Genomic DNA, 26,209 nt, shown 5'->3' with positions numbered 1-26,209 from the left:
CCGGGCGCGTCCGCCCTGACTCACCAGGGCACCCCCATGTCTGCACTCCTCCCAGGAGCACACCACGTGAATCAGCCTGCCGAAAACCAGACCCAGGTAAGCCTCGCGCAGTCGTCTCCCACCGTCGGTACGTTCCGGGAGCGGGACGGCGGGCTGGAGTGGAGCGGCCGTCAGGAGACCCTCCGGATCGAGCCCTGGGGCCCGGACGCCGTCCGGGTGCGGGCCCGGCTCGGCGGACCGGTCCTCGACGGACTGCCGGGTGCGCTGCTCGAAGGGGCGCCCTCGACGTCGTACACGGTCAAGATCGAGGGCGGACAGGGGCAGTTGACGGTCGGGGCCCTCACGGTCGTGGTCAACGCCGAGGGTCTGATCCGCTTCCTGAGGACGGACGATCTCTCGGAACTCCTCGCCGAGGAGCGCGCCCACTTCTGGTGGCCGGGGTCGCGCCTCTACACCGCCGTCGGCAACGGCCACCACCGTCTGGAGCAGCGGTTCGCCGCCTACGAGGACGAGAAGCTGTACGGGCTCGGCCAGCACCAGCACGGCCGGTTCGACCAGAAGGGGCTGGTCCTGGACCTGGTGCAGCGCAACGCCGAGGTCGGTATCCCGGTGCTGACGTCCAGCCGCGGCTACACCCTGCTGTGGAACAACCCGGCGATCGGCCGTGTGGAGCTCGCCCGCAACGGGACGCGCTGGGTGGCCGATTCGGCCCGGCAGATCGACTACTGGATCACCGCGGGCACCCCGGCCGACGGCCAGCGCCGGTACTCCGCCGTCACCGGCCGCACCCCGATGCTGCCGGAGTGGGCGGCGGGCTTCTGGCAGTGCAAGCTGCGCTATCGCACCCAGGACGAACTCCTCGCCGTGGCACGGGAGTACAAGCGCCGGGGGCTGCCGATCTCCGCGATCGTCTGCGACTTCTTCCACTGGACACACCTGGGCGACTGGAAGTTCGACCTGACGGAGTGGCCCGACCCGGCGGCGATGGTGCGGGAGTTGGAGGAGCTCGGCATCAAACTCGTCGTCTCCGTCTGGCCGTCGGTGTCGCCGCTCAGCGAGAACCATCAACTCATGGAGCAGCGCGGCTACTTCATCGGCACCCAGTACGGCCCGATGGCGCACGCCGACTGGCCGGACAAGGAGGTCGCCTCCACCGTCCAGGTCGCCTTCTACGACGCCACCAACCCCGAGGCCCGTGACTTCCTGTGGTCGCGCGTCCGCGACAACTACCTCACCCCGTACGGCATCACGGCCTTCTGGCTGGACGCCTGCGAGCCCGAGCTGAAGCCGGGCTTCCAGGAGAATCTGCGGTACTGGGCGGGCCCGGGCCTGGAGGTCGGCAACAGCTACCCGGCCGAGAACTCCCGCACCTTCTACGAGGGACTCAGCGCCGAGGGCGAGGAGGTCATCACCCTCAACCGCTCGGCGTGGGCGGGCAGTCAGCGCTACGGCGCCGCCCTGTGGTCCGGCGACATCGGCACCGACTTCCCGACCCTGCGCCGCCAGATCGCGGCCGGTCTCAACACCGCGCTCTCCGGCATCCCTTGGTGGAACACGGACATCGGCGGCTTCCACGGCGGCGACCCGGACGACGAGGCGTACCGCGAAGTCATGGTCCGCTGGTTCCAGTTCGGTGCCCTGTCCCCGCTGATGCGCCTGCACGGCTTCCGCGACCCGGGCATGCCGCTGGGTCCGGAGATGACCGGCGGCCCCAACGAGGTGTGGTCGTACGGCGAGCAGGCCGGGGCGATCCTGGAACGCTATCTGCGACTGCGCGAGCGCCTGAAGCCGTACGTCCTGAAGGTCATGCGGGAGGCCCACGAGGAAGGCCTGCCGCCGATGCGGCCGCTGTTCCTGGAGTTCCCCGAGGATCAGGCCACTTGGTCGGTCGACGACGCCTATCTCTTCGGCGGCGATCTGCTGGTAGCCCCCGTGCTGACGGCGGGCGCGACGGCCCGCACGGCCTATCTCCCGGCGGGCGCGACCTGGACGGACGCGTGGACCGGTGAGACGTACGAGGGCGGCACGACGGTGACCGTCGACGCCCCTCTGGACCGCATCCCGCTGTTCCTGCGGGACGGGGCGCGGCTTCCCGTAGCGGAGTAGCCGCGGGACCAGCGTGCGGCCGGTCCCGATAGGGGAGGGACCGGCCGCACGCGCGTGTCAGCGACTGCCTGCCGGCTGCTTTGTGCCGGGGGCTCTGTGTCAGCGGCAGACGGAGGCGAGCGAGCGGACGAGCGCGGCGGTGTGCAGCGGGTCCGGGTGCTTCTCGTGGTGGACCTCGACCACGGCGAGGGCGAGTTCGGGGCGGCAGCCGACCGAGGACCGGTCCGGGGTGGTGTCGGCGAGGGCGGTGACCAGGCCCGTGTTGATGCGGTTGATGGTCTGCCGTACGACGCTCAGGTCCGGCTTGGTCGTCGGCGCCTCGTCGGGGTGGGCGGTCCAGCGGCGGAACAGGGCGCGCTGGACGGTCTTGTTGGCCTCGATCTGGTCGCGGAAGACGGTCCGGATCTCGTCGGGGTCGGCGCCGATCTGCTCGGCCTGGGCGGCGACGGAGTCGAGGACCTGCTGTTCACGGGCGGGGTCGTCGATGGGGCTGTCGGTGCCCCACTTGGCTGCGGCCACGAGGTCGGCGGTGGCGAGGCGGTCGGCCGCCAGGGACGCGACGGGCAGCAGGGCGGAGGCGGAGGCAGAGGACGCGGGAGCCGCCGTCGCGCTGCCCGGGGAGGCGAGCAGCGCGGCGGCGGCGAACGCGGTGGTGATGAGGGGGGTGGTGATACGCATGGGTTCATATAACCCCGCGATCCCACCCCGTTGGGTCAACTGCTGCTGACGGTCAGGTTGTTGGTTTGGAAATCAAGCCCGCCGGACGAGGACGTGATCTCGTAGCCGAACTGGACGTCCCCGATGGTCTCGCTGCTGGACATCCAGCCCTTGGTGCCCGAGATCCAGGTGAGGATCGACTTGATGTTCACGGTCCCGGAGCTGGAGTCCGAGGTGCGCAGGAACGAGAAGACCTCGTTGGCGCCGTTGGTGCCCTTGTAGACGGTCCAGGTGTGGCCGCCGAGGGTGACGTTGCCCTGCGAGGTGCCGAGCGGGCCGACGGCTCCGTTGTAGTTGACCCAGAGCATGATCTCGTAGTCGTAGTCGGTGTCCCAGATGTCGTACGACGTGTTGTACGCGCCGGACGACGGGACGGTGACGTTGTAGCTGCTGGAGAGCGAACCGAGCGAGGCGATGGTCTTGTTGACCACCTTCTTGGCGTTCGGATAGGACTTGATGCCGCCGGTGTTGGGGTGGTTGGCCCAAACCCCCCAGTTGGTGCCGGAGTTGGCCCAGATGCACTGGCTGCCGGCGCCGGAGCCCCAGATGTTGTTGTAGAGCGTGTAGCCGTTCAGGGTCGTGTTGCCCCACTGGTCGCAGGAGTTCCAGACGGCGGCGGAAGCGGGTGCGGAGGCGAGGCCGACGGTGGCGCCGAGGGCCATCGCGGGGGCCAGTACGGCCATGGTGGCCTTGCGCAGCTTGCTGTTCGTGCTCTTTGCCATGGTGTCCCTTCCATGGGTGGGGGGAAATTGCGGGGGTGAATTGCGGGGTGGCTACCACGCCTCCAGACGCAGGACGTGGTCTTCCCCGGCGACGAGGTCGAGCGGCTCCGTGCCGGAGGAAGTCCTGAGTTCGACGCGGTGGCTGCGGGTGGGGCGCAGTACCGCGGTCGCTTGCCGCGGGGTCCAGGTGAGGTCGAGTTCGGCGCCGAACCGGGTGCGGACGCCGAGGAGTTGACCCTTCGGGTACCGGTCGGGCAGCGCGGGCAGGAGGACCAGCCGGTCCGGGGTCGACTGCACGAGCATCTCGACGAGGACGGCCGGGAGGGTGTGGGCGGCGTCCGCGTTGTAGGTGCGGCGGTGCGGGTAGTGGGCGCTCATCAGCGAGGCGTGGAAGAAGTCGCCCTTGAGGACCTGGCCGAGGGCGTGCGCGACCCGTTCGCCGTCCCGGAGGCGGGCCGCGATCAGGGCGTGGTGCAGGTGTCCGTGGGCCGAGTCGTTCTCGGCGCCGCGCAGTTCGAGGGCGCGGTGGGCGGCGGTGGCGAGCTCGGGGGTGTCGTACGGGTTGATCTCGTCGAGCGGCCAGACGCCGTAGAGGTGGCTGAGGTGGCGGTGGTCGTAGGTGTCCTCCAGGCCCGGCCAGGCCCATTCGGCGAGGGCACCGTCGTCGTTGATCCGGTGCGGCGGGAGGCGGTCGGCGAGGGCACGCAGACGGTCCGCGTCCTGCGGGTGGTAGTCGGCGGCCGTGTGCAGGGCGTGCCGGGCGGCCGAGAGGTCCATCGCCGCGTTGATCGCGCCCCAGCTGGCGTTGGCGGGACGGTTCTCGGGCGAGTAGGAGGGGACGACGACGAGACGGCCCTCGGCATCCGTCCGGGTGAGGAAGTCCTCGTAGAACAGGGCGAGTTCGGCCAGCGCGGCGGCGGTGCGCGGGTCGCGGGTGCCGGTGGTCTCGTCGTGGTCGACGAGCGGCTTGAGCAGCCAGTCGGCGCCCGCGGTCCACAGGTGGAGCGGGTATTCGCGCTCGAAGTGGTACGTCAGCCCGGACTCGCCGTCGCTGTGCGGCGGGGCGCAGATCCCGCGGGCGCCGAAGATCGCGCGGGCGTTCTCCCGCCAGTCGGCCAGCTGCCCCTGGATCAGGGAGGCGAGCGCCTCGGTCACCTCGGGGAGGGCGGCGGACGCGGCGGACGCGGTCTGGAGGTTGACGTTGGCGTCGTTGGTGAACGCGCCCGACCAGGCGGTGTCCCAGTCGCCGGTCCACAGGCCGGTGAGGCGGGGCGGGAAGAGGCCGCTGGCGGAGAGCAGGTGGTAGCGGCCGGCGGCGAAGAGGCGCTCCATGAGGGCGGGGCTGTCGGGGTGTTCGAGCAGCTCCGAGCCGGGGAGGGCGCGTTCGGCGGGGTCGGCGTCCAGGTCGAGGGTGACGCGTTCGTAGGCGGTGCGGTGGAGCGGCGTGTGGCGGTCGAGGAGAGCGGCGTAGTCCGGGGGGAGGTCGCCCAGGGCACGGGCCTCCTCCATCACGTCCAGCTCGCCGGTGTGCCGGACCACGCGGGTCAGCAGCAGCACCGACTCCGCGCCGCTGATCCGCAGGCCGGGCGGCGTGAGGGTGGCGGTGCCGCCGGTGACCTGGACGAGGGTGACGCCGGTGTACGCGCGGTCGCCGCCGGGGTAGCGGGCGCGCAGGGTGAGCAGGGCGCCCCCGGGGGTGAGGACGGCGCCCTGGCCGACGCCGAGGTCCTCGGGGGCGCCCGGCAGCCGGTGGTCCAGGGAGATGTCGAGGTCGGTCGCGGTGACCCGCTGGACAATGACGTCGTCGGTGCGGGAGACGAAGACCTCGCTGTCCCAGCCCTCGTACGAGGTGCGGGTGACGCCCGTAGCGAAGTCCACGGACCGCTGGTAGCCGGGCGCTTCCCCGGCCGTCGCCCCGCGCAGCCGGATCTGGAAGGCCGGGTGGAAGGGCTGCACCCACAGCAGGTCCCGGCCGTCCGTGAAGCGCTCGGCGGCGTCGAGCTCCCCGGCGAGCAGCCGGTTCTGGAGGTCGGAGAGGCCGGCGGCCAGCTCCGGCGGGCGGGCGTCCTCGGATCCGTTGGGGCGGACCAGGGTGTGATGGGTCACGACGACCCGCTCGTCGTTCGGGTCACCGAACACAAGGGTGCCGTGACGGCCGTTGCCGCTCAGGAAGCCGTCCTCCCAGCGGGCGGCCGGTCGGGGTTCCCAGGTGCCGTGCACAAGGCTCATGGCTTCAGCACCGCCACTCCATAGCGGTCGAGCGTGAGGTCGTCCGTGACGTTCATGCCGGTCAGGAGATCACGGAAGGCGCCCGGAACTCGAACGGTCACCGACTCGCGGCCATGGTTGAGCACGAAGAGCAGCTCACCCCGCCGTACGGCCTCGACGCCCGCCGGAAGCCCCTCCAGCACGGGCCGCACGCCCGCCTCGGCCGCGAACTCGGCGAGCAGCGCGCGCAGTTGGTCCGGCTCGGGCAGGGTGGCGAGATAGCGGGCCCGGCCCTTGCGCAGCACGGCGGGCAGCCCGTCGAGCTCACCGCCCTTGAAGGCGGCGGCCACGACCGCGGCCGAATCGGCCTCGATCTCCTCCGACCACAGGGTGCCGCGGAACCCGTCGCACTCGACGGTCTCCCCCGCGTCCAGCGGCCACCACTCGTGCAGCGTGCGGATGCCGAACAGCTCGCGCAGGCGTACGTCCATGCCGCCGGGCCTGACCCGGTCGTCCTGGTCGGCGACGCCGGTGAGGAAGCCGGAGACGAGGGTGCCCCCTTGGCGGACGTACGCGAGGAGGTTCTCGATCGCCGCGTCGGTGAGGGCGTAGAGCTGCGGGACGACGACCAGCCGGTAGGGCGTGAGGTCGTGCTCGGGGTGGGCGAAGTCGGTGGCGAGGTGGGCTTCCCAGAGAGCCCGGTGCCAGGCGGTCAGGACCTGCGGATAGTCGACCTCGCTGGAGAGCCGGCCCTCGTGGGCACCGGCCCACCAGGAGTGCCAGTCGTGCAGGACGGCGACATCGCCACCGGTATGACTTCCCGTCACCTCATCACCGATCAGGGCCAGTTCGGCACCGAGCCGCTTGACCTCCTGGTACGTCCGTCCCCGCTCCCCCGCGTGACTGACCATCCCGGAATGGAACTTCTCCGCGCCCTGCCGGGACTGCCGCCACTGGAAGTAGCAGACGGCGTCGGCGCCCCTGGCGACGGCCTGGAGTGACCAGAGGCGGTTGAGACCGCGCGGCTTGGGGTGGTTGACGCCCCGCCAGTTGACCGGACCGGCGGCCTGCTCCATGAGCATCCAGGGGCCACGGGCCTGCGAGCGGGTCATGTCCTGTACGAGAGCACCGGCTTGGGCGCCGAGTGGGTCGCGCGGATCGGGATAGAGGTCGACGGAGACGACGTCCTCCTCCTCGGCCCACCGCCAGGCGTCCTGCCCGGCCCACAGCGGCATGAAGTTGGTGGTGACCGGGAGGTGCGGGGTGTGCCGCCGCACGATGTCCCGCTCGGCGACGTAACACTCCAGGAGCATGTCGGAGGTGAACCGCTTGAAGTCCAGTACCTGGGACGGGTTCTTGAGGTAGTGCGCGTGCCTCGGCGTGTGCACCTCGCTCCAGTCGCCGTAGCCCTGGCTCCAGAAGGCGGTTCCCCAGGCCTCGTTGAGAGCGGTGAGTGTGCCGTACTTGTGCTGGAGCCAGCGGCGGAAGCGGGCGGCGGCCTCGGGGCCCCAGTCGTAGGTGCAGTACTCGTTGTTGATGTGCCACATGGTGAGGGCCGGGTGGCCGCCGTAGCGGGCGGCGAGGTCCTCGGTGATGGCGGCGGCGTACCGGCGGTAGACGGCGCTGGAGTGCGAGAAGTGCTGCCGTCCGCCCCACCATTCGGTCCGGCCGTCCTGGTCGACGGGGAGGGTGTCGGGGTACAGATGCCCGAGCCAGGGCGGGGGCGAGGCGGTCGGGGTGACGAGGACGACCCCGATGCCGTGCTCGTGCATCAGGTCCGTGAGCCGGTCGAGCCAGCCGAAGTCCCGCTCCCCCGGCCGGGGTTCGAGCCGAGCCCAGGAAAAGACCCCCAGCGTCACGGAGTTGACCGCGGCGTCCTTCATCAGCCGGAGGTCGTCCAGCCAGGTCTCCTCGGGCCACTGCTCGGGGTTGTAGTCACCGCCGAAGAGGATGCGGCCGCGGGTGGCGTCACCGAGCGAGGGCGTCACACCGGCTCCCCGTACTGGATGCCACGCCCGTTGGTGGCGAGGTACACGCGCCCGTGGACCCGTGGGTCACCGGCGATCGCCTCACCGGTCCAGCCCCACTGGTGCTGGTCGTCGTTGATCCGCACCCAGCTCTTCGCCTCGTCGTCGGAGCGGTACACGGCGGTGATCGACTCGATGGAGCCGACCAGGTAGAGGGCCGGGTAGTCGGCACCGTCGGCGGCCTTGCCGAAGCCGAGGGCGTACGAGGCCCGGCAACTGGTCACCTTGGAGAAGCTGACGCCCGCGTCGGTGGACCGGTACAGCCCGTTCCCCTTCAGGCTGAGCCAGAGGTCACCGGAGCGTCCGGGCGCCGCGACGAGCTCGAACTGGACGTCGCCGGAAGGCAGTCCGGCCGCACGCGCGGTGAAGGTGAGGCCACTGTCAGTGCTGGCGAGTAGCGTTCCTGTGTCGGTGTCGTATGCGTAGAAGAGCGTCGGGTCGGCCGGGTCGGCGACCGGCGTGGCGCCCTTCGGGAAGGAGGGGATCTCGGTCCAGGTGGCCCCGTTGTCGGTGGAGCGGTGGGCCGGGTATTTGGTGCCGTCCCAGTGCACGAAGACCCACAGCAGGGCGCTGCCGTCCGCGTTGACGGCGATCGGCCCCGGTGCGTCCTTGGCGAGGGAGGGCTGGGCCGCGAAGGGCGTCCAGGTCTGCCCGCCGTCGTTCGAGTACGCCCCGTTGCCGTGGTCGCCCCACCCGGTGCGCACGACGTACGCCGGCTTCGCCGCGGCCTGCGCGAGTCCCGTCGCCGTCCCGAAGACGGGGTTCGACGCCATGCCGCGCGAGGGGGACGCGGTGAGCTTCTCGTGGTACATCACGCCGATGTCCCCGCACCCGCTGAGCAGATGCGCCTCCCCGGCCGGAGGCGAGATCAGCAGCCGCGCGGAGGCCTCCTCGATCCCGCGGATCTGCGGGGCCCAGTGCTTCAGGTCCCGGGTGCCGTAGAGGGTGGCGCCGGTGCCGTAGACGACATGCCGGGAGTCGTACGGGTCGAGCGCGAGCGCCTGGATCCACCAGCCGAACTTGGGCGCGTCGGCGCCCCACTTGAGATAAGGAGTCTCGGACACATCGAGGACGGCGGAGTCCTTGAGGGAGGTCCAGGAGCGACCGCCGTCGGTGGACCGGAAGACGGTGTCGACGAGGGCCCACCGGTTGTTGGTGGAGACGACGAGGGTGCCCGGCCGCCGGGCATCGACGGCCACCCCGCCGTACCCGAAGGAGTCGGTGCCGCCGTCGGGGGTGGTCCCGCCCGGCTTCACCGGCGTGACCTCGCGCCACTTCCCGTTGGCGGTGCACAGCGCGTGCACACTGCCGTCGGACTGCCCGTTGGGCCCGGGTGCGTTGGCGTACGTCAGATACAGCTCACGGGTGTTCTTGTCGTACGCGGCCCGGATCGGCACCTTGGCGGCGGTGCCGGAGGGCTGCCCGGGCACGGCCTCCCACGTGGTCCCGTCGGCGGTCCGGTACAGGTTGGCGGCGGTCCCGTCGGAGTCGCCCCAGCCGGCGTAGAGGGTGCGCCCGGCGGCGACGAGGAGGGTGACGCCCTGCCCGGAGGCACTGGGCGTGCCCGGGAACCCGGTGGCGGCGGCCCAAGTAGCGCCCCTGTCCGTCGACTTGAGCAGCCCGTCGTGTCTGGTCCCGAGCCACAGCGTGTCGCTGTCCCGAGGATCGACGAGCAGCCGCTCCCCGCATCCCCGCCCGTCCTCGTTGGCGCCGAGTTTCACGGTGAGGTCGGTACGGGCCCAGGTGGCACCCCGGTCGTCGGACCTCAGCACGGCCCCGTTGGAGGCCCAGGACTGCGCGTACGTGCCGAGGGCGAGGTACAGCCGGTTCGGATGAACGGGGTCGACCGCCATCGCCTCGACCCCGAGCAGGTTCCAGTCGTCCCACCCGAGGTGATCGGTGAGCGGCGTCCAGCGCGCGGCGGAGTCGTCCCACCGATAGGCGCCCCCGATGTCGGTACGGGCGTAGGCGAGCCCACGGACGGAGGGGTGGAAGAGAACACCGGTGACGAATCCGGTGCCGCCTTGGACGACGTTGCGCCAGCGGTAGGTGGGGGTGGCGGCCTGAGCGCTCCCCTGAAGAGAGGGAACGGCCGTGAGCGCGGCAGCTGCCGCGGTCCCGACGAGTACGGTACGACGGCTCAGGTGTGGCGCGCGCATGACACATACCTCGCTAGACGAGAAGGGATCAGGTGACTTACTTAAGGGGCGCGGGGAACTGCGCGACCAGCCACAACGAACCCGCAGCCGCCGACGAACAGCAGTCCCCCGCCGAGTGGGCGCCCGGTCAACCCTTGACCGCGCCGGTGAGCATGCCCTTCTTGAAATGCCGCTGCACGAGCGGCGAAAGCACCGCCACCGGCAGCAACGCCATCACCATCACAGCCATCTGCACGGCAAGCCCCGACAACTGCCCGGTCTTGATCGCCTGCCCCAGCCCCACTGGCGCCTCCTGCTTCTGCACCAGCTGGATCATGACGTTCTGGAGCGGCATCATGTCCTGGTCGTTGAGATAGAGGGACGCGTTGAACCAGGCGCTCCAGTACCCCACCGCGTAGAACAGCGTGATCACCGCGAGCACCGCCCGCGAAAGCGGCATCACGATCTGCCAGAGGATCCGGAAATCCCCGGCCCCGTCGATCCGCGCACTGTCGATCAGCTCCGACGAGATCCCCATGAAGAACCCGCGCAGCACCAGGATGTTGAAGACACTGATCGCACTCGGCAGGATCAGCGCGAGATAGCTGTCCGTCAGCCCGAGGGTCTGCACCAGCAGATACGTCGGGATGAGCCCCGCGCTGAAGAACATCGTCGCCAGCAGGAGCATCAGGAGCCACCGGTGCCCGAGCGAGCCCGACCGCGACAACCCGTACGCGCACAGCACGGACACGGTCATCGAGAACGCCGTACCGACCAGCGTGACCAGCACGCTGATGATCGCCGCCCGGGTGACCTGCCCCCCGCTGAGCAGCTCCTGGTAGGCCACGAAGGTGATGCCCTTCGGCACCATCACCAGACCGCCGGCCTCGTCGATGGTCTTGCGGGGCGAAAGGCTCGTGACGACCACGATCCACAGCGGAAAGAGAATCGCCAGGCACGCGATGCCGAGCACCAGCCCCTTGCTCGCCAGCCCCGCCTTCGAAGGGGGCTCCTCCCAGACCGGCCGGGGCGGCGCGGCCCACCAGCCGGGCTTGTCCACGGGTTGCTCGACCTTGTCGATGACGGCGCTCACTTCTTGTACACCCCCTGCTCGCCCATGAGATGGGCCACCTTGTTCGCGGCGAGGACGAGTCCGATGCTGATGACGCCCTTGACGAGTCCGGCGGCGGCCGCGTAGCCGAAGTCCTGGTTGCGGACGCCGTTCCACCACACGAAGGTGTCGAGGACTTCCGCGGCGCCCGGTCCCACGGCGTCTCTCTGCAACAGGATCTGTTCGAAGCCGACAGTCAGCGCGTCGCCGACGCGCAGCACCAGCAGCAGGGCGATGACCGGACGGAGCGCCGGAAGGGTGACGTGCCAGATGCGGCGCCAGCGTCCGGCGCCGTCCATCGCGGCGGCCTCGTACAGGTCCGGGCTCACGGACGCCAGCGCGGCGAGGAAGACGATGATCCCCCAGCCGGCGTCCTTCCACACCGACTGGGCGGTGACCAGGAACTTGAAGGTGTTCGGGTCGGTCATGATGTCGAGGCCGTCGTAGCCGTGGTCGCGGAGCAGCGTCGACAGCAGTCCGGCGCCGCCGAGCAGCTGCTGGAAGACCGCGATGACCAGCACCCATGAGAAGAAGTGCGGGAGGTAGAGGACGGCCTGGGCGATGGCCCGTACCCGGGGCCTGACCACGCTGTTGATGAGCAGCGCGAGCAGGATCGGGATCGGGAAGAACAGCAGGAGCTGGAGGAAGAAGAGCACCAGGGTGTTCTGGACCGCCGACCAGAAGGACGAGTCCTCGAAGATCCGCTGGAAGTTCTCCAGCCCCACCCAGGGGCTGTGCAGCATGGACACGACCCCGTTGTCGCTGATGTAGGGGTCGTAGTCCTGGAAGGCCACCACGTTGCCGAGGATCGGCACGTAGTTGAAGAGCAGGACGAGGACGACGGCCGGCAGCGTCATCAGGATCAGGACGCGGTCGCGTCTGAACCTCAGCCGCAGGCTCACTCTGCCGCGGCGCCGGTCACGGGAGCCGGTGGCGCCGCCGGACGCCACCGGGGTCTTCGTCGTCGGGTCGGCCTCGGTCCTGCTCCGAGGCACCGTGCTGTGGGACACGGCCGTTCTCCTTGCCTCGGTATCCGGTCAGCCGGCCGCGGTGCCGTTCTCGTCGAGGATCTGCTTGTACCAGTCGCGCAGTCTGTCGCCGCCCTTGCTCTTCCAGTCGGAGACGGCCTGCTGCATGTCGCTGATCTTCTTGCGGCCGCGGACGATGTCGTCCTCCAGCTGCTCGAAGTCGTTGGAGAGGTTGGTGAAGCGGTTCGGCTCGGTGATCTGCATGCCCCAGAAGCTGGACTTCTTGGCGAAGGCGCCCATCCGCTGCTCCCACTCGACCTGCCCCTTGGCGACCTCGGGGAAGTCCGGGTGCGCGATGGTCGCTGCGGGGCTCGCGACCATGACGTACGCGTTCATCACGTCGATGTTGCCCTGGTCGGTCTTGGTGGGGACGCCGTCCTTGACGGTGTAGTGGGTGCCCTCCACGCCGTAGTTGGTCATCATGTACTCCTTGGTGCCGTACGGCGCCGCGGTGACGTTGGCGACGGCGAGCACGTCGCGGATGACCGACTCGGAGGCCTTCTTGCTGACGAAGGCGAAGATGCCGGCGGGCTGTTCGGCCCACAGGGCGGGGTTGCCTCCGTCGTGGCCCCAGACGTCCATGCCCCAGATCTTGAAGTCCGGGTTCTGCTGGGCCTGTTCGGCGGTGCGGCCCCACCACTGGGAGATGTTGTTGGGGTAGATCAGGAACTCGCCGGCCGCGAACTTGGGGCCCGGGTCGGGGGCGTTCTTGCCCATCTTGGAGTCGGGGTGGACGACGCCCGCCTCGAACAGCTTGCGGGACCATTCGAGCGCTTCGAGGTACTCGTCGGTCTCGACGCGGTAGACCAGCTTGCCGTCGACGAGGTTCCAGCCGAGCGGCTTCTCCGAACCGGAGAGCACTCCGAAGGCCTGGAAGGCGGTCCACTTCATGTCCAGGCAGGCCCACCTCTTGGCCTTGGCGTTGGTGATCTCCTTGGCCAGCGCCATGAACTCGTCGCAGGACTTCGGGATGTCGTAGCCCTGCTTCTCGAAGATGTCCTGCCGGTACAGGGGCACCATGGAGGGGGCGGACGGCGCCGGCATCGGCAGGCCGCGCAGCTTCCCGCCGAAAATGGAGCGCCGCCAGGCGTCGGTCGGGATCGCCGCGAGGTTCGGGTACTCCTTGACCTTGTCCTCGGACAGGTAGGGGCCGAGGTCGGCGAACTTGCTGATGATGGCGCTGGGTATCTTGCCGCCCATGTTCCACCCGGGGACGACCACCACGTCCGGGATGTCACTGGAGGCGAGGACCGCGCCGAGCTTCTGGTCGTAGGTGTTGCCGTCCTGGTTGCGCCAGACGACGTCGACGCCGATCAGGTCGTTCATCGCCGTGTAGTAGGCGTTGTCCTGCTTCGGCGGGGAGCCCCAGAACGGCGACATGATGGTGACCTTGCCGCCCTTGCCGAGCTTCTTCTCCACCGACGTCTTCAGGGTGGAGAGGTCCAGCTTGCCGGTGAAGCCGACCGCGGAGCCGTTCTGGGCGGGGATGTCCGGCGTCACCACGTTGCTGGCCACATAGGCCGGCAGGATCTTCTTGGCGTCCTTGCTCGATGTGGTGCCGTCGCGCGATCCGCTGTCCGAATCGCCGCAGGCGGCGAGGAGCGGCATTCCCCCGGCCACCGCTGCGGTGGCGACCGCCGTGGAGGCGAGGAAGCTTCTCCGGCTGGGACCGGAGGAGCCAGAAGACGGGGAAGCGGCGTTCGGCGTCATTGCGTCAACCCTTCATGGCGCACCAGGACACCCGGCGGTGGGCCGTCGGCTGCGGTGTCTTGAGTGGAACTGGCTGAGCTGAAGCGATCCTTCGGTTTCTACGGTCACCGTGTAGTCGAAGCGCTTCGATGTTGCTGTGAGGTTAAGTGAAGCCCTGTGGGTGCACAAGGGTCGCTTCCAAGATTCCTCGGAGGCTTGGGAGGTGACCTTTTCTTATGCACCACTTGAAGTGGCGGCTCCGGCGTCTTGACACCCACCCCGGTGTCGAATGAGCATCGAAGCGCTTCGAAAGCGCTCTGCCGCTCCACTCCAAGGGGACCCCCACGTGACCGCACAGACGCCTCCCACGCCGCCGTTCCGCGATCCGCAGCTGCCGTTCGCGAAGCGCATCGACGATCTGCTGGCGCGGCTGACCCTCGACGAGAAGACCGCGTTCCTGCACCAGTTCGCCCCGGCCGTCGAGCGGCTCGGCATCGAGGCGTTCCGCACCGGCCAGGAGGCCCTGCACGGCGTGGCATGGATGGGCCCGGCGACGGTGTTCCCGCAGGCGGTGGGCCTGGGCGCGACCTGGAACACGGATCTCGTACGGCGGGTCGGCGAGGCGGTGTCGAAGGAGGTCCGCGCGATGCGCGCCCGCGACGACCGCGTCGGCCTGAACGTCTGGTCCCCGACCGTGAACCTCCTGCGCCACCCCCTGTGGGGCCGCAACGAGGAGGGCTACTCAGAGGACCCGAAGCTCACCTCGGCGATCGCCACCGCGTACACCCACGGCCTGCGCGGCGACCACCCCACCTACTGGCGCACCGCGCCCGTCCTCAAGCACTGGCTGGCCCACAACAACGAGACGGACAGGGCGACTTCGTCCAGCTCGGTGCGTCCGCGCGTGCTGCACGAGTACGACCTGCGCGCGTTCCGGGAGACGGTCGAGGCGGGTGCGGTGGCGGGCGTCATGCCCGCGTACAACCTGGTCAACGGCCGCCCGAACCACGTCAGTCCGTATCTCCGCGAGCAGCTGCGCACCTGGACGGACGAGGACCTGCTGGTCTGCTCGGACGCGGGCGCGCCCTCCAACCTGGTCGACTTCGAGCACTACTTCGACACCCACGAGGAGGCCACCGCCGCCTCGCTCCTCGCCGGAGTCGACAGCTTCACCGACCACGGCACGGACAGTTCGACGATGGTCGGCCGGATCAAGAGGGCATACGAACAAGGCCTGTTGACGGAGGCCGACATCGACACCGCGGTCCGCCGCCAGCTCTCGGTCCGCTTCCGGCTCGGCGAGTTCGACCCGCAGTACGACCCGCACACCGTGACCCACGACTTCGACACCCCGGCCCATCGCGCCCTCGCGCGGGAGGCGGCCGAGCAGTCGGTGGTCCTGCTCCGCAACGACGGCGTCCTGCCGCTCGCCCCTGACACCCGTCTCGCCGTGGTCGGTCTGCTCGCCGACGAATGCAAACTCGACTGGTACAGCGGCACGTTGATCCACCGCTCCACCCCGCTGGAGGGCCTGTACGAGCGGTTCGGCGCCGAGCGGATCGAGTTCGCGGAGGGGGTGGACCGGGTCCTGCTGAAGGCGTCGGACGGCACCTTCCTGCGGGTGCCGGAGGCGGACGCCGACGACGAGGTGCGCGGCGCCGAGGGCGCCCTCGACCCGGCGCTCCTTGCCGGCCGCACCGACCTGCCCCCGCTCACCACGGGCGCGGTCGGGACCGAACTCGCCCTGGTCGACTGGGGCGAGGGCGTCCTGACCCTGCGCGCCCCCGACGGCCGCTATCTCTCGGTCGCCGAGGACGGTTACGTACGCGCCGCCGCCGACCAGCCCGGCGGCTGGGTCGTCCAGGAGACGTTCCGGCTCGAACCCCATGAGAACGGACACCTCCTCCGGCATGTCGGCACGGGTCGCCACGTCTCCGTCGCCGCCGACGGAGTGAAGGTTGCCGACGAGAACGCGGAAATCTTCGAGCTGATCATCACGGAACACGGTAAGGACGCGGTCGCGAGCGCCGCGGCCGGGGCCGATGTCGTCCTGGTGATCGCGGGCAACGACCCGCACATCGCCGGCCGCGAGACCGAGGACCGTACGACCCTCGCCCTCCCAGCCCACCAGGACCGCCTGCTGCGCGCCGCCCGCGCCGCCAACCCCAACACGGTCCTGGCCCTGGTCTCGGCGTACCCGTACGCCTTCGAACCGGCGCCCCTGCGCGCGGCCCTGTGGATGTCCCACGGCGGCCAGGCGTCCGGCACCGCCCTGGCCCGCGTCCTGGCCGGCGACGTCTCCCCCGCGGGCCGCCTCCCCCAGACCTGGTACGCCGACGACGCCGACCTCCCCGACCTCCTGGACTACGACATCCTCGGCGGCCGCCAGACGTACCTGTACTACGAGGGCACCCCGCTGTTCCCCTTCGGCCACGGCCTGTCGTACGCGTCCTTCTCCTACGCCGACCTCAAGTCCCGTACGGAGTCAGGGGCGTTGCACGTCTCCTTCACGGTCATGAACACCGGTGACGTAACGGCCGACGAGGTCGCCCAGCTCTACACCCGGGCCGTCGACCCCTCAGTCCCCCGCCCGCGCCGCGAGCTGGTGGCGCACCGCCGGATCACCCTCGCTCCGGGCGAGAAGGCGGAGCTGGCGTTCCAAGTCCCGCTGTCCGCCCTGGAGTTCTGGGACGTGGCGCACAGCCGGTGGCGTCTGGAGCCGGGGCCGTACGACCTGATGGCGGGCTCCTCCAGCGAGGACATCCGGCTGCGCACGACGGTCGTCCTGGACGGCGATCCGGGCGGACCGCGCCTTGTCGCCGAACAGGGCCTGAACGGGGCCGACTTCGACGAGCAGGGCGGTGTCGAGATCGTCGACCGTACGAAGGTGTCGGGCGACGCGGTGACACCGGTGGCGGGCCGGTCGGGCGAACTGGTCTACCGCGCCTGCGACTTCGGGGCGGGTGTCACGGAGGTGACGGTGACCGTGGCGGGCGAGGGCACGGTGGAGATCTCGCTCGACGGCGGCCCGGCACTGGCGGTGCTGTCACCGCGGGCGCCCACGCCGAGCCCGTACGACTATGTGAGTCTGCGCGCCGCGTTCACCGCGTCCGGCGTGCACGACGTCCGCCTCAGACTGCGCGGCCCGTTGCGGCTCGCGCGCGTCGGCTTCTCCGGTTGAGGGTCCGGAGGAGACCGGCACAGTGAAGGGGCCCGGCACCGGAAGGCATCGGTGCCGGGCCCTTTCGGGGTCCGCTGGCCAGCGTCACTGCGGCGACTCTACCTGAAAATGGTTCCCATTAGCTAGAGGGGTCCCTCAGTGAGTCCTTCCCGAGCCCCTCAGAGAGCGAGCCCGGTGAGGACGAGGACGCGCTCGTAGGTGTAGTCGTCCATCGCGAACTTCACGCCCTCGCGGCCCACTCCGGACTGCTTGGCACCGCCGTACGGCATCTGGTCGGCGCGGTAGGAGGGCACGTCGCCGATGACGACGCCGCCGACCTCAAGGGCGCGGTGGGCACGGAAGGCGGCCTGGAGGTCGTGGGTGAACACGCCCGCCTGGAGACCGTACTTGGAGGAGTTGACGGCGGCGAAGGCCTCCGCCTCCCCGTCCACCTTCTGCACGGTGAGGACGGGCCCGAAGACCTCCTCGCAGGAGATCGTCGTGTCGGCCGGTACGTCGGTGAGGACGGTCGGCGCGTAGGAGGCTCCGTCGCGGTCGCCGCCGGTCAGGAGGGTGGCGCCGGCCTCGACGGCCTCCTTCACCCACGCCTCGACGCGCTTGGCGGCGTCCTCGCTGACCAGCGGGCCCACGTCGGTCTTGTCGTCGCTCGGGTCACCGGTGACCTGGGCCTCGACGGCGGCGACGACGCGCGGCAGCAGCCGGTCGTAGACGGAGGCGTCGGCGATGACCCGCTGCACGGAGATGCAGGACTGGCCGCCCTGGTAGTTGGAGAACGTGGCGATACGGGTGGCGGCCCAGTCGAGGTCCGCGTCGGAGGCGAAGTCACCGAGGACGACGGCAGCCCCATTGCCCCCGAGCTCCAGGGTGCAGTGCTTGCGCGGCACCGAGTCCATGATCGCGTAACCGACCTTCTCGGAGCCGGTGAAGGAGATGACCGGCAGGCGCTCGTCCTGGACGAGGGCGGGCATCCGGTCGTTCGGCACCGGGAGGATGCTCCAGGACCCGGCGGGCAGCTCGGTCTCGGCGAGGAGGTCGCCGATGATGAGGCCGGAGAGCGGGGTGGCGGGCGCCGGCTTCAGGATGATCGGCGCACCGGCCGCGATCGCCGGGGCGATCTTGTGGGCGCACAGGTTCAGCGGGAAGTTGAAGGGCGCGATGCCGAGGACGACGCCCTTCGGGAACCGCCGCGTGAGCGCGAGCCGCCCCTGGCCGCCGAGGTCGGTGTCGAGGCGCTGGGCCTCGCCGCCGTTGAACCGACGGGCCTCCTCCGCCGCGAACCGGAACACGGACACGGCCCGGCCGACCTCGCCGCGGGCCCACTTGATCGGCTTGCCGTTCTCCGCGGAGATGAGCCGCGCGATCTCCTCGGTGCGCTCGACGAGCCGCCGGCTGACGTGGTCGAGGGCGGCGGCCCGGACGTGCGCCGGGGTGGCGGCGAACTCGTCCCGCACCGCGTACGCGGCGGCGACGGCCTCCTCGATCTGCGCGTCACTCGGCACGCTGACCTTGCCGACGACCCGCCCGTCCCACGGCGAGCTGACATCGAAGCTGGCCTCGCCGGTGACCTGGCGGCCGGCGAGCCAGAAGGCGTGGGTGGAAGTCATGTCCCGGCCCTTCCGCGTTGGGGGTGTGCGTTGGCTTTCGGGGTCCACGGTAGGGGTGGGGAGGCGGGGGGTCGTTTGTCCGACTCGTCGTAGTGGGCGACGGCGATACGCCGGATTGGCGGACTGGAGCCGCCGGAACCGGCTGCTCGAACGGCGATCGTTTCACCTGCCCGCCGCACGTGACCCAGTTCACTCCAACTGGATGGCCGAACCCGCGTAATGCCCACCCTGGACCTCCCTCTCCCTCGTGACGCGATCCACGTACGCGTACACGAAGGAAAGGGAGGTCTTCTCATGACTGGGGCGAAGACGGCGGTCGAGTGGCTGGCATCGGTGGCGCCGGATCCCGAGGCCTGCCGCTGGGAGTGGGAGCGCAATCCCCTCGGGGTCGCCCTGCTGCCCGCCGGCAAGGCCTGGGACGTGCTCATCCTGCCGGGTGAGCTCGGTTATCCCACGCTCGACGTCCTGACCCGGATCATCGATCAGCCGGGGCCGGTGCTTGTCGACTTCGGAGATGCCCGGATGGGCTTCTTCGTGCCTCCGGGAACCGCCGCCCGCTGGGTCGGCACCGGCATCCGTACGGCCGGTGCCGGGACCTGGATCGTCGTGCCGTATCCGGGACGCTCCACCGGCGGGGTGCGGTGGCTGGTCCCTCCGGACGGCTCCGGCACCCTCACCGATCCGGCGCTGCTCGAACTGGCGATGCACGAGGCGGCGGCCGGTCTGGCGACGGAGGAGGGCGAGTAGGGACAGCAGTCCGCGGACGATCACCGCGTCCGGATCACCGCATCCACTGACTCGTCGGCCGCCCGTGCGGCCGACGCGGACGACGTCATCCCAGGTTCGAGCGGCTACTTCCGCGGTCGGCCGTCGGGCGTCCCCCGCCCGAGGACCAGCCACAGCGAGGACAGCAGGACCACACACAGACACCAACTGGCCACGACATCCAGTGGCCAGTGGAAGCCGCGTCGCACCAGCCCGTAGGAGACGCCGAGGACGAGCACCGCGCAGGTCAGGAGCAGTGCTCGACGGACGGCACGGGAGACGTGCGGGATGAGGAGCATGGTCGCGGCGCCGTAGGCGACGGCCGCCGTGGCCGTGTGGCCGGAGGGGTAGTAGCCGCTGCCGGGTGGCATGACCGGGGTGCCGTGGCGGGCGGTGAGTTCCTTGATCGGGATGATCAGTGCCGGGACCAGGGCCATCAGGACGGCCGCCGCGACCGGTTCCCGCCACCAGCGGTGTGTACCGGTGCGGCGGGCGCGCAGGGCGACGTACAGCAGCACGGCGGCGAGGACCGGGACCGCGACCTGGACGTTGCCGAGGTCGGTGAGGAGTTCCGAGGGGCGGTCCGGGTGGACCAGGGCCCGGCTGACGCGCTCGTCGAGCCCGACGAGGGGGCCGTCGGCCACTACCTGCCAGGTGATCAGCGCGAAGAGGACGGCCGGAAGGCCGAGGAGGAGTGCGAAGAAGGAGGTCGGCCGCCCCGGAACAGGGGGGGTGGTTCCGGGGCGGCCGTCCGGATCGGATCGCCGCGCGCCCCGGGGGGTTTGGGGCGCGTGACCGTCCGATCGGTGAGGAGATCCGGAGCCGGAGGCTCCGGTTGTGTGCGCGATGGCACGACCAGGTCGAAGCTGGGGAGGCCCCGGCCTGAAGTCGCCCACAGTCCCCTGTGGGCGGGGTGTATCTCTCATCTGGTCTAGAACCTACGGCAGGCGATGGGTGTACGACAGCCGGATCGGCTTCCTTGACGCTACCTCGCACACGTTCTTCACACGCTCTGACGGCGTCCGCCCCAGACCCGGAATCCGCTGTGGATTCAGGCCTGGGGCGGCTGTGACGGGAGTGGCGGGTGCCAGTGTTTCCCGTGGGGCGTCAGGTGTGGCTTCAGATGCGCGCGAAGGCCTGCTCGATGATGTCGAGGCCCTCGTTCAGCAGGTCCTCGCCGATGACCAGCGGCGGCAGGAAGCGCAGCACATTGCCGTACGTGCCACAGGTCAGGACCAGCAGGCCCTCCTGGTGGCAGGCCTTGGCGAGGGCGGCGGTCGCCTCCGCGTTCGGCTCCTTGGTGGCGCGGTCCTTGACCAGCTCGATGGCGATCATCGCGCCACGGCCCCGTACGTCACCGATGATGTCGAACTTCTCGGCCATGGCCCCGAGGCGGGCCTTCATGATCGCCTCGATGTTCTTGGCCTTGGCGTTGAGGTCGAGCTCCTTCATCGTCTCGATGGAGCCGAGCGCACCGGCGCAGGCGACCGGGTTGCCGCCGTACGTGCCGCCCAGGCCGCCGGCGTGCGCGGCGTCCATGATCTCGGCGCGGCCGGTGACGGCGGCGAGCGGCAGACCGCCCGCGATGCCCTTGGCGGTGGTGATCAGGTCGGGGACGATGCCCTCGTCCTCGCAGGCGAACCACTGGCCGGTACGGCAGAAGCCGGACTGGATCTCGTCGGCGACGAAGACGATGCCGTTGTCGGCGGCGAACTGGCGGATCGCGGGCAGGAAGCCCTTGGCCGGCTCGATGAAGCCGCCCTCGCCGAGCACCGGCTCGATGATGATCGCGGCCACGTTGTCCGGGCCGACCTGCTTGGTGATCTGGTCGATGGCCTGCGCGGCGGCCTCGGGACCGGCGTTCTCCGCGCCGGTCGGCCAGCGGTAGCCGTAGGCGACCGGCACCCGGTAGACCTCGGGCGCGAACGGGCCGAAGCCGTGCTTGTACGGCATGTTCTTCGCCGTCAGCGCCATCGTGAGGTTCGTACGGCCGTGGTAGCCGTGGTCGAAGACGACGACGGCCTGGCGCTTGGTGTACGCACGGGCGATCTTGACGGCGTTCTCGACGGCCTCGGCACCGCTGTTGAACAGCGCGGACTTCTTGGCGTGGTCACCCGGGCTGAGCTCGGCGAGGGCCTCGGCGACCTCCACGTAGCCCTCGTACGGGGTGACCATGAAACAGGTGTGGGTGAAGTCGGCGAGCTGGGCGCTCGCGCGGCGTACGACGGCCTCGGCGGAGGCGCCGACGCTGGTCACCGCGATGCCGGAACCGAAGTCGATCAGACGGTTGCCGTCGACGTCCTCGATGATGCCGCCGCCCGCCCGCGCGGTGAACACGGGCAGCACCGAGCCCACGCCCTGCGCGACCGTGGCGACACGGCGGGCCTGCAGCTCCTGCGACTTCGGGCCGGGAATGGCGGTGACGATCCGGCGCTCCTGCGGAAGTGCGCTCATGAGGGGCTCCTGGGGGTGTTGCGGACGCTTTCTTGTCTTTTCTCGCAGGCTAGGACCGGGAGTGGGAGGTGGGCATGCTCCATGTGGGCGGTGTCAGCGGAGCGGGTTGTCCGGAGTGGACATAGCGGCCGGGTGAGGGGGAACCCGCGGCGGAACGTGACCGAGCTCCGGCCGCCGGGCCCGTCCGCTCCGTGGACCTCGGCCGTGTAAGCGGTGAACTCCCCTTGCGGGGGCGTTAGATTGACCGCTGACGGTGGACGGAACGGCTGGTCAGGGAGCAGGGGCGATGGACAGCGACGGGACGCAGGACGCACGGGGTACGCACGCGAACCCGGTGCCGCGTCCGGCGGGGCCACCGGGCGTGCCGAGGGTGCCGCCGCAGCCGGGGCACAGCCCGGGCACACAGGTGGCCCACTGGCTCGACGAGAAGCGCCCCGAGGCCGAGCCCGGCATCTGGCGGTTCGGGTACGAGCGTCCGAAGGCGGCCCGGAAGGCGGAGCGGCTCGCCCCGGTGACCGTCGCCGGCATGCTGATCCCGCTCGTCGTGGGGCTCGTGGTGTGGTCCTTCTGGCGGCGCGGCGAAGTCCCGTACGAGTTCACGGTGTTGCGGCTGTTCACGCCGGACGACTGGTGGTGGGGCGGCACGCTGGCCAGCCCCAAGGAGCTGGCGGGACGTGCGGTCCCCTACCCGGGCGTGGAGGCCCTGGAGGTCTACGCCGGCCTCTCCTTCGCCGTGCTCGTCTTCGCCGTGATCCGGCTCGGTGGCTGGGCGGTCGTCGCCCGGCACGTCGTCGGGCGCAAGCACCAGCCGGCCCGCGCCCTCATCGCCGCCCTCGGCGCGCTGATCGCGCTCGCCTTCGTCTTCCCGGGCGCCTTCCCCGGCGTCGGCTGGGACCCGGTGCCCGTCGTGACGCCGCTGTTCTCCCTGCTCGTGCTGATCACCAACGGGTACGGCGTGTACCGCTCCCCGTCCAAGGAGCTCATCGACACGGCCGTCGTCGTCCTCGTCCTGTGGCCCTTCGCCCGGCTCGGCGCCTGGCTTCCGCTGGCCCGCACCTGGCTCGCCGCTCGCCGCCGCGCCGCGCAGGGGCAGGAGGCGGCCCCGGTGACCGCGCAGCCCCGCTCCCGCTGGCCCGAGCTGCGCGAGGCCGGAGAGCACAAGATCGCCGACCTGCTCACCGCCGAGCTGCTCGCCGGGCGGATGAACGACGTGGACTGCGCCCGCATCGAGCACGCCTGGAGCAGGGCCCGGAACCAGGGACGCCCGGACACCTTCACCGACGCGGTGCTGCGGCACGGCGCCGCGGCCTTCACCCACCCCTCCGGCGCCCGCGACCTGTCCCGGCGCGCCGCCCGCCACGACCTGCTCACCGGCCAGGTGCGCATCGGCCGCTGGACCGAGGCGGAGCGCACCCCCCTGCCCTACGGCGGGGTCGGCGCGGCGCTCGGCCCGGAGAACCTGCGCACCTCGCTGCTCGTCGTCGGCCCCTCGGGCGCCGGCAAGACCCGGCACGTGACCGCCCCGGTCGCCGAGTCCCTGGCCCTCCAGGCCCTCACCGGCGACTGCGCCGTCGTCGCCGTGTGCGGTACGGGGACCCCGCTCGGGCCCGACACGGCCTACGACGTGGTGGTACGGATCGGCGACCCCGCCTCCGTGCACGACCTCGACCCGTACGCCGAGTCCGACGACCCCGACGAGGCGGCCGGGTTCCTCGCCGAAGCGCTCGCCGGGGACCTCGACACGGGGGGCGCCGACCGCGCCGTACGCCCCCTCGCCCAGCTGCTCGGGCCGTACCGGGCCGCGTACGGCCGCTTCCCGGCCCTGCCCGTCCTGCGGGAACTGCTGGAGGGGGACCCTGCGGCCCTCGCCGACCTGCGGGCACGGCTGGCCGCCGACCGGCACGCCGGGATGCGCCGCGAACTCGACGCCCGCGCCCGCCAGACCGGCGCGCCCGGCGACCCGGGTCCGGCGCTCGCCGACCGGCTGGCCCTGCTGGACCGGCCGGCTTTCGACGGGTTCTTCGGAGCGGGGGGTGAGGGCCCGGGCGGCGACGTCCTCCGCCCCTTCTCCCTGCGTGCCGTCGCCCACCACCCCCTGCGGGTCCGTATCGACCTGCCCGAACACGGTCACGAGGAGGCCGGGCGGCTGATCGCCCGGCTGGTGCTGGCCCAGTTCACCCGGGTCGCGCAGGAGAGCGCCCGCGACCACTTCGTCGGCCTCGTCCTCGACGACGCCACCGGGACCGTCACCCCCGGCTCGGTACGGCGGATCCAGCGGCTGCGCTCGCAGAACGCGGGGGTCGTGCTGGCGCTGCGCTCGGTCTCCGACGTTCCCGAGGCGCTGCACGGGCCGCTGTACGGGGCGGTCGGCTGCCGTATGGCCCTGTCGGGGGTGACGACCTGGGACGGCAGCCGGTTCGCCGACGCGTGGGGCACGGAGTGGGTGGAGACCAAGGACGTCGCCCAGCACACCGTCTTCGCCGACCAGCCGATGACCCGGGTCATGCACGCCCTGCGCAAGCTCGTCACCGGCAAGGCCGTGACCACGGAGGCCGTGACCGTACGGCAGGTCGAACGCGAGCGGTGGTCCGCGTCGGAGCTGGCGCACGGGGTGCCGCCGGGGCACGCGGTGCTGTCGCTGGCCAGTGTGCGGGGGGAGCACGCACCGCCGTTGCTGGTGGATCTGCGCGGTTAGGGGGCGGGTCGGGCGGGCCGGGCGTCTTGCGGTGACCCGGTGACCGTACGGTGAGGCAGAATCGGCGTAGGCCGTTCATACACACCGGCCAAATGATCACCAGGCTCGCTCGATCCCCGTAGACCTGAAGGCCTCATGCCACCCACGCTCGCCTCGCTCGTCCACCACTCCGCGCTCAAGCTGACCGTGCGGGCGGGCGAGGACCGGCTCGATGTCCCCGTGCGCTGGGCGCATGTCAGCGAGCTCGCCGATCCCGTGCCCTATATGGAGGGCGGGGAGCTGCTCCTGATCACCGCGCTGAAGCTGGACGCGGAGGATCCGGAGGCGATGCGGCGGTATGTGAAGCGGCTGGTCGGGGCGGGGGTCGTCGGGCTCGGGTTCGCCGTCGGGGTGAACTACGAGGACATTCCCCAGGCGCTCGTCGACGCGGCCGCGCACGAAGGGCTGCCGCTGCTCGAAGTGCCTCGGCGCACCCCATTCCTCGCCATCAGCAAGGCCGTGTCCGCCGCCATCGCCGCCGACCAGTACCGGGCGGTGACCGCCGGGTTCGCCGCGCAGCGCGAGCTGACCAAGCAGGCGCTGGCGGACGGGCCCGAGGGGCTGCTGTCCGCGCTCGCCTCGCAGGTCGACGGCTGGGCGGCGCTGTACGACGCGTCGGGCGCCGTCGTCGCGACCGCGCCCGAGTGGGCGGGACGGCGGGCCGCTCGGCTCACCGCCGACGTGGAGCGGCTGCGGGAGCGGCCCGCGCCGGCCTCGTCGGTCGTGGGCGGGCCCGGCAACGAGGACCGGGTGGAGCTGCACTCCCTGGGCACCGGACGCCGGCCGCGGGCCGCGCTCGCGGTGGGTACGGCGGCGGCGCTGGGGACTGCGGAACGGTACGCCGTCCACTCGGCGATCGCGCTGCTGACGCTCACGACGGAGCGGTCCCGGTCGCTCCACGCCGCCGAGCAGCGGATCGGGGTGGCGGTGCTGCGGATGCTGCTGGCGGGGGAGCCGGACCACGCCCGGGCCGTGGCCGGGGATCTGTACGGGGCACTGCTGGACGCGCCGTTCCGACTGGTGATCGCCGAGACGGGGACGGCGGTACGGGGGCCCGAGGCCGGCGGCGCCGACGGCGATCCGCTGGGGACGCTCACCGAGGCCGTGGAGTCGGCGGCGGCGCGGGCCGGGGAGGCCGTGCTGGTCGTGCCCGAGGGCGAGCGGCTCGTGGTGCTGGCCGCGGACGGGGGCGCGGCCGTGGGGGCGTGCGCGGACTACGGAGCCGCGGTGGAGGCCGCCCGGTCCTCGGACCAGGGCCAGGACGAGGAAGTCGTCGTCGGGGTGTCGGCGCCGGTGGGGCCGGTGGCCGCGGCGGCCGCGTACAAGCAGGCCGAACAGGCGCTGTCCGTGGCCCGGCGGCGGGGGCGGGTGTACGTGGAGCACGAGCAGCTGGCCGCCGGGTCGGTGGTGCCACTGCTGGCCGACGACGCGGTGAAGGCCTTCGCGGACGGCCTGCTGCGGCCGCTGTACGAGCATGACGCGACCGGCCGGGGGGACCTCGTCGCCTCGCTGCGGGCGTGGCTGTCACGGCACGGACAGTGGGACGCGGCCGCCGCGGACCTGGGGGTGCACCGGCACACGCTGCGATACCGGATGCGGCGGGTGGAGGAGATCCTCGGGCGGTCGCTGGATGATCCGGATGTGCGGATGGAGTTGTGGCTGGCGCTGAAGGCGACGGCGGCGGAGTAGGAGCCTGCGCAACTACTGGCCTTCTTGCCCTCCTCG

The 26,209-nt window shown here is 71.0% G+C and carries 16 protein-coding genes; 5 read left to right on the top strand and 11 right to left on the bottom strand.

The annotated features are described in order from the left end of the window. Positions 1-66 precede the first annotated feature (66 nt). A complete protein-coding gene (locus ABZ928_RS16815; RefSeq protein WP_361518837.1) occupies positions 67-2,106 on the top strand; it encodes a TIM-barrel domain-containing protein in 2,040 nt (679 codons plus the stop codon). 99 nt (positions 2,107-2,205) lie between these two features. On the opposite strand, the gene ABZ928_RS16810 is transcribed toward ABZ928_RS16815, so the two are convergent. The 8 genes from ABZ928_RS16810 to ABZ928_RS16775 all read right to left on the bottom strand — a co-directional run bounded on the left by ABZ928_RS16810 (position 2,206) and on the right by ABZ928_RS16775 (position 13,767). After that, a complete protein-coding gene (locus ABZ928_RS16810; protein ID WP_361518836.1) occupies positions 2,206-2,784 on the bottom strand; it encodes a chorismate mutase in 579 nt (192 codons plus the stop codon). Between the two features lie 35 nt (positions 2,785-2,819). After that, positions 2,820-3,545 carry a hypothetical protein gene (locus ABZ928_RS16805; RefSeq protein ID WP_361518834.1) on the bottom strand — a complete coding sequence of 242 codons (726 nt, stop codon included), beginning with the start codon at positions 3,543-3,545 and terminating at the stop codon, positions 2,820-2,822. Between the two features lie 51 nt (positions 3,546-3,596). Next, the gene (locus ABZ928_RS16800; protein ID WP_361518832.1) at positions 3,597-5,774 is read right to left on the bottom strand and encodes a glycoside hydrolase N-terminal domain-containing protein; all 2,178 of its coding nucleotides are present in this window, start codon (positions 5,772-5,774) and stop codon (positions 3,597-3,599) included. Then, the gene (locus tag ABZ928_RS16795) at positions 5,771-7,741 is read right to left on the bottom strand and encodes a beta-galactosidase (RefSeq protein ID WP_361518830.1); all 1,971 of its coding nucleotides are present in this window, start codon (positions 7,739-7,741) and stop codon (positions 5,771-5,773) included. Before ABZ928_RS16795 ends, ABZ928_RS16800 begins: the two co-directional genes overlap by 4 nt. Further along, the gene (locus ABZ928_RS16790) at positions 7,738-9,939 is read right to left on the bottom strand and encodes a 1,4-beta-glucanase (RefSeq protein ID WP_361518829.1); all 2,202 of its coding nucleotides are present in this window, start codon (positions 9,937-9,939) and stop codon (positions 7,738-7,740) included. The genes ABZ928_RS16795 and ABZ928_RS16790 overlap by 4 nt, the downstream gene beginning before the upstream one ends. Positions 9,940-10,066: 127 nt before the next feature. Next, positions 10,067-11,011 carry a carbohydrate ABC transporter permease gene (locus ABZ928_RS16785; protein ID WP_361518827.1) on the bottom strand — a complete coding sequence of 315 codons (945 nt, stop codon included), beginning with the start codon at positions 11,009-11,011 and terminating at the stop codon, positions 10,067-10,069. Continuing rightward, positions 11,008-12,039 (bottom strand): ABC transporter permease subunit, encoded by a 1,032-nt coding sequence (locus ABZ928_RS16780; RefSeq protein ID WP_361518826.1) that lies wholly within the window; start codon positions 12,037-12,039, stop codon positions 11,008-11,010. The genes ABZ928_RS16785 and ABZ928_RS16780 overlap by 4 nt, the downstream gene beginning before the upstream one ends. A 27-nt stretch (positions 12,040-12,066) precedes the next feature. Continuing rightward, positions 12,067-13,767 carry an extracellular solute-binding protein gene (locus tag ABZ928_RS16775; protein ID WP_361518824.1) on the bottom strand — a complete coding sequence of 567 codons (1,701 nt, stop codon included), beginning with the start codon at positions 13,765-13,767 and terminating at the stop codon, positions 12,067-12,069. 325 nt (positions 13,768-14,092) lie between these two features. On the opposite strand from ABZ928_RS16775, the gene ABZ928_RS16770 reads away from it, so the two are divergent. Further along, entirely contained in the window at positions 14,093-16,927 is a 2,835-nt protein-coding gene (locus ABZ928_RS16770; RefSeq protein ID WP_361518823.1) for a glycoside hydrolase family 3 C-terminal domain-containing protein, read from the top strand. Between the two features lie 158 nt (positions 16,928-17,085). On the opposite strand, the gene ABZ928_RS16765 is transcribed toward ABZ928_RS16770, so the two are convergent. Next, positions 17,086-18,531 (bottom strand): aldehyde dehydrogenase family protein, encoded by a 1,446-nt coding sequence (locus ABZ928_RS16765; RefSeq protein ID WP_361518821.1) that lies wholly within the window; start codon positions 18,529-18,531, stop codon positions 17,086-17,088. A gap of 294 nt (positions 18,532-18,825) precedes the next feature. On the opposite strand from ABZ928_RS16765, the gene ABZ928_RS16760 reads away from it, so the two are divergent. Continuing rightward, complete coding sequence (locus ABZ928_RS16760) at positions 18,826-19,278, top strand: hypothetical protein (RefSeq protein ID WP_361518820.1); 453 nt, start codon at positions 18,826-18,828, stop codon at positions 19,276-19,278. Between the two features lie 104 nt (positions 19,279-19,382). On the opposite strand, the gene ABZ928_RS16755 is transcribed toward ABZ928_RS16760, so the two are convergent. Continuing rightward, positions 19,383-20,192 (bottom strand): phosphatase PAP2 family protein, encoded by an 810-nt coding sequence (locus ABZ928_RS16755; RefSeq protein WP_361518818.1) that lies wholly within the window; start codon positions 20,190-20,192, stop codon positions 19,383-19,385. Positions 20,193-20,415: 223 nt separating this feature from the next. Then, complete coding sequence (gene gabT, locus ABZ928_RS16750; RefSeq protein ID WP_361518816.1) at positions 20,416-21,750, bottom strand: 4-aminobutyrate--2-oxoglutarate transaminase; 1,335 nt, start codon at positions 21,748-21,750, stop codon at positions 20,416-20,418. Between the two features lie 286 nt (positions 21,751-22,036). On the opposite strand from gabT, the gene ABZ928_RS16745 reads away from it, so the two are divergent. Beyond that, entirely contained in the window at positions 22,037-24,445 is a 2,409-nt protein-coding gene (locus tag ABZ928_RS16745; protein ID WP_361518815.1) for an ATP/GTP-binding protein, read from the top strand. Positions 24,446-24,580: 135 nt separating this feature from the next. Further along, positions 24,581-26,173: a PucR family transcriptional regulator gene (locus tag ABZ928_RS16740; protein WP_361518813.1), complete on the top strand. Its 1,593-nt coding sequence runs from the start codon at positions 24,581-24,583 to the stop codon at positions 26,171-26,173. Positions 26,174-26,209: the final 36 nt, after the last annotated feature.

The sequence above is a fragment of the Streptomyces sp. NPDC046909 genome, from assembly GCF_040644695.1.
Taxonomy (GTDB): Bacteria; Actinomycetota; Actinomycetes; order Streptomycetales; family Streptomycetaceae; genus Streptomyces.
Note: the sequence above shows the minus strand (reverse complement) of the source record. Positions and strands in the feature narration are given on the sequence as shown.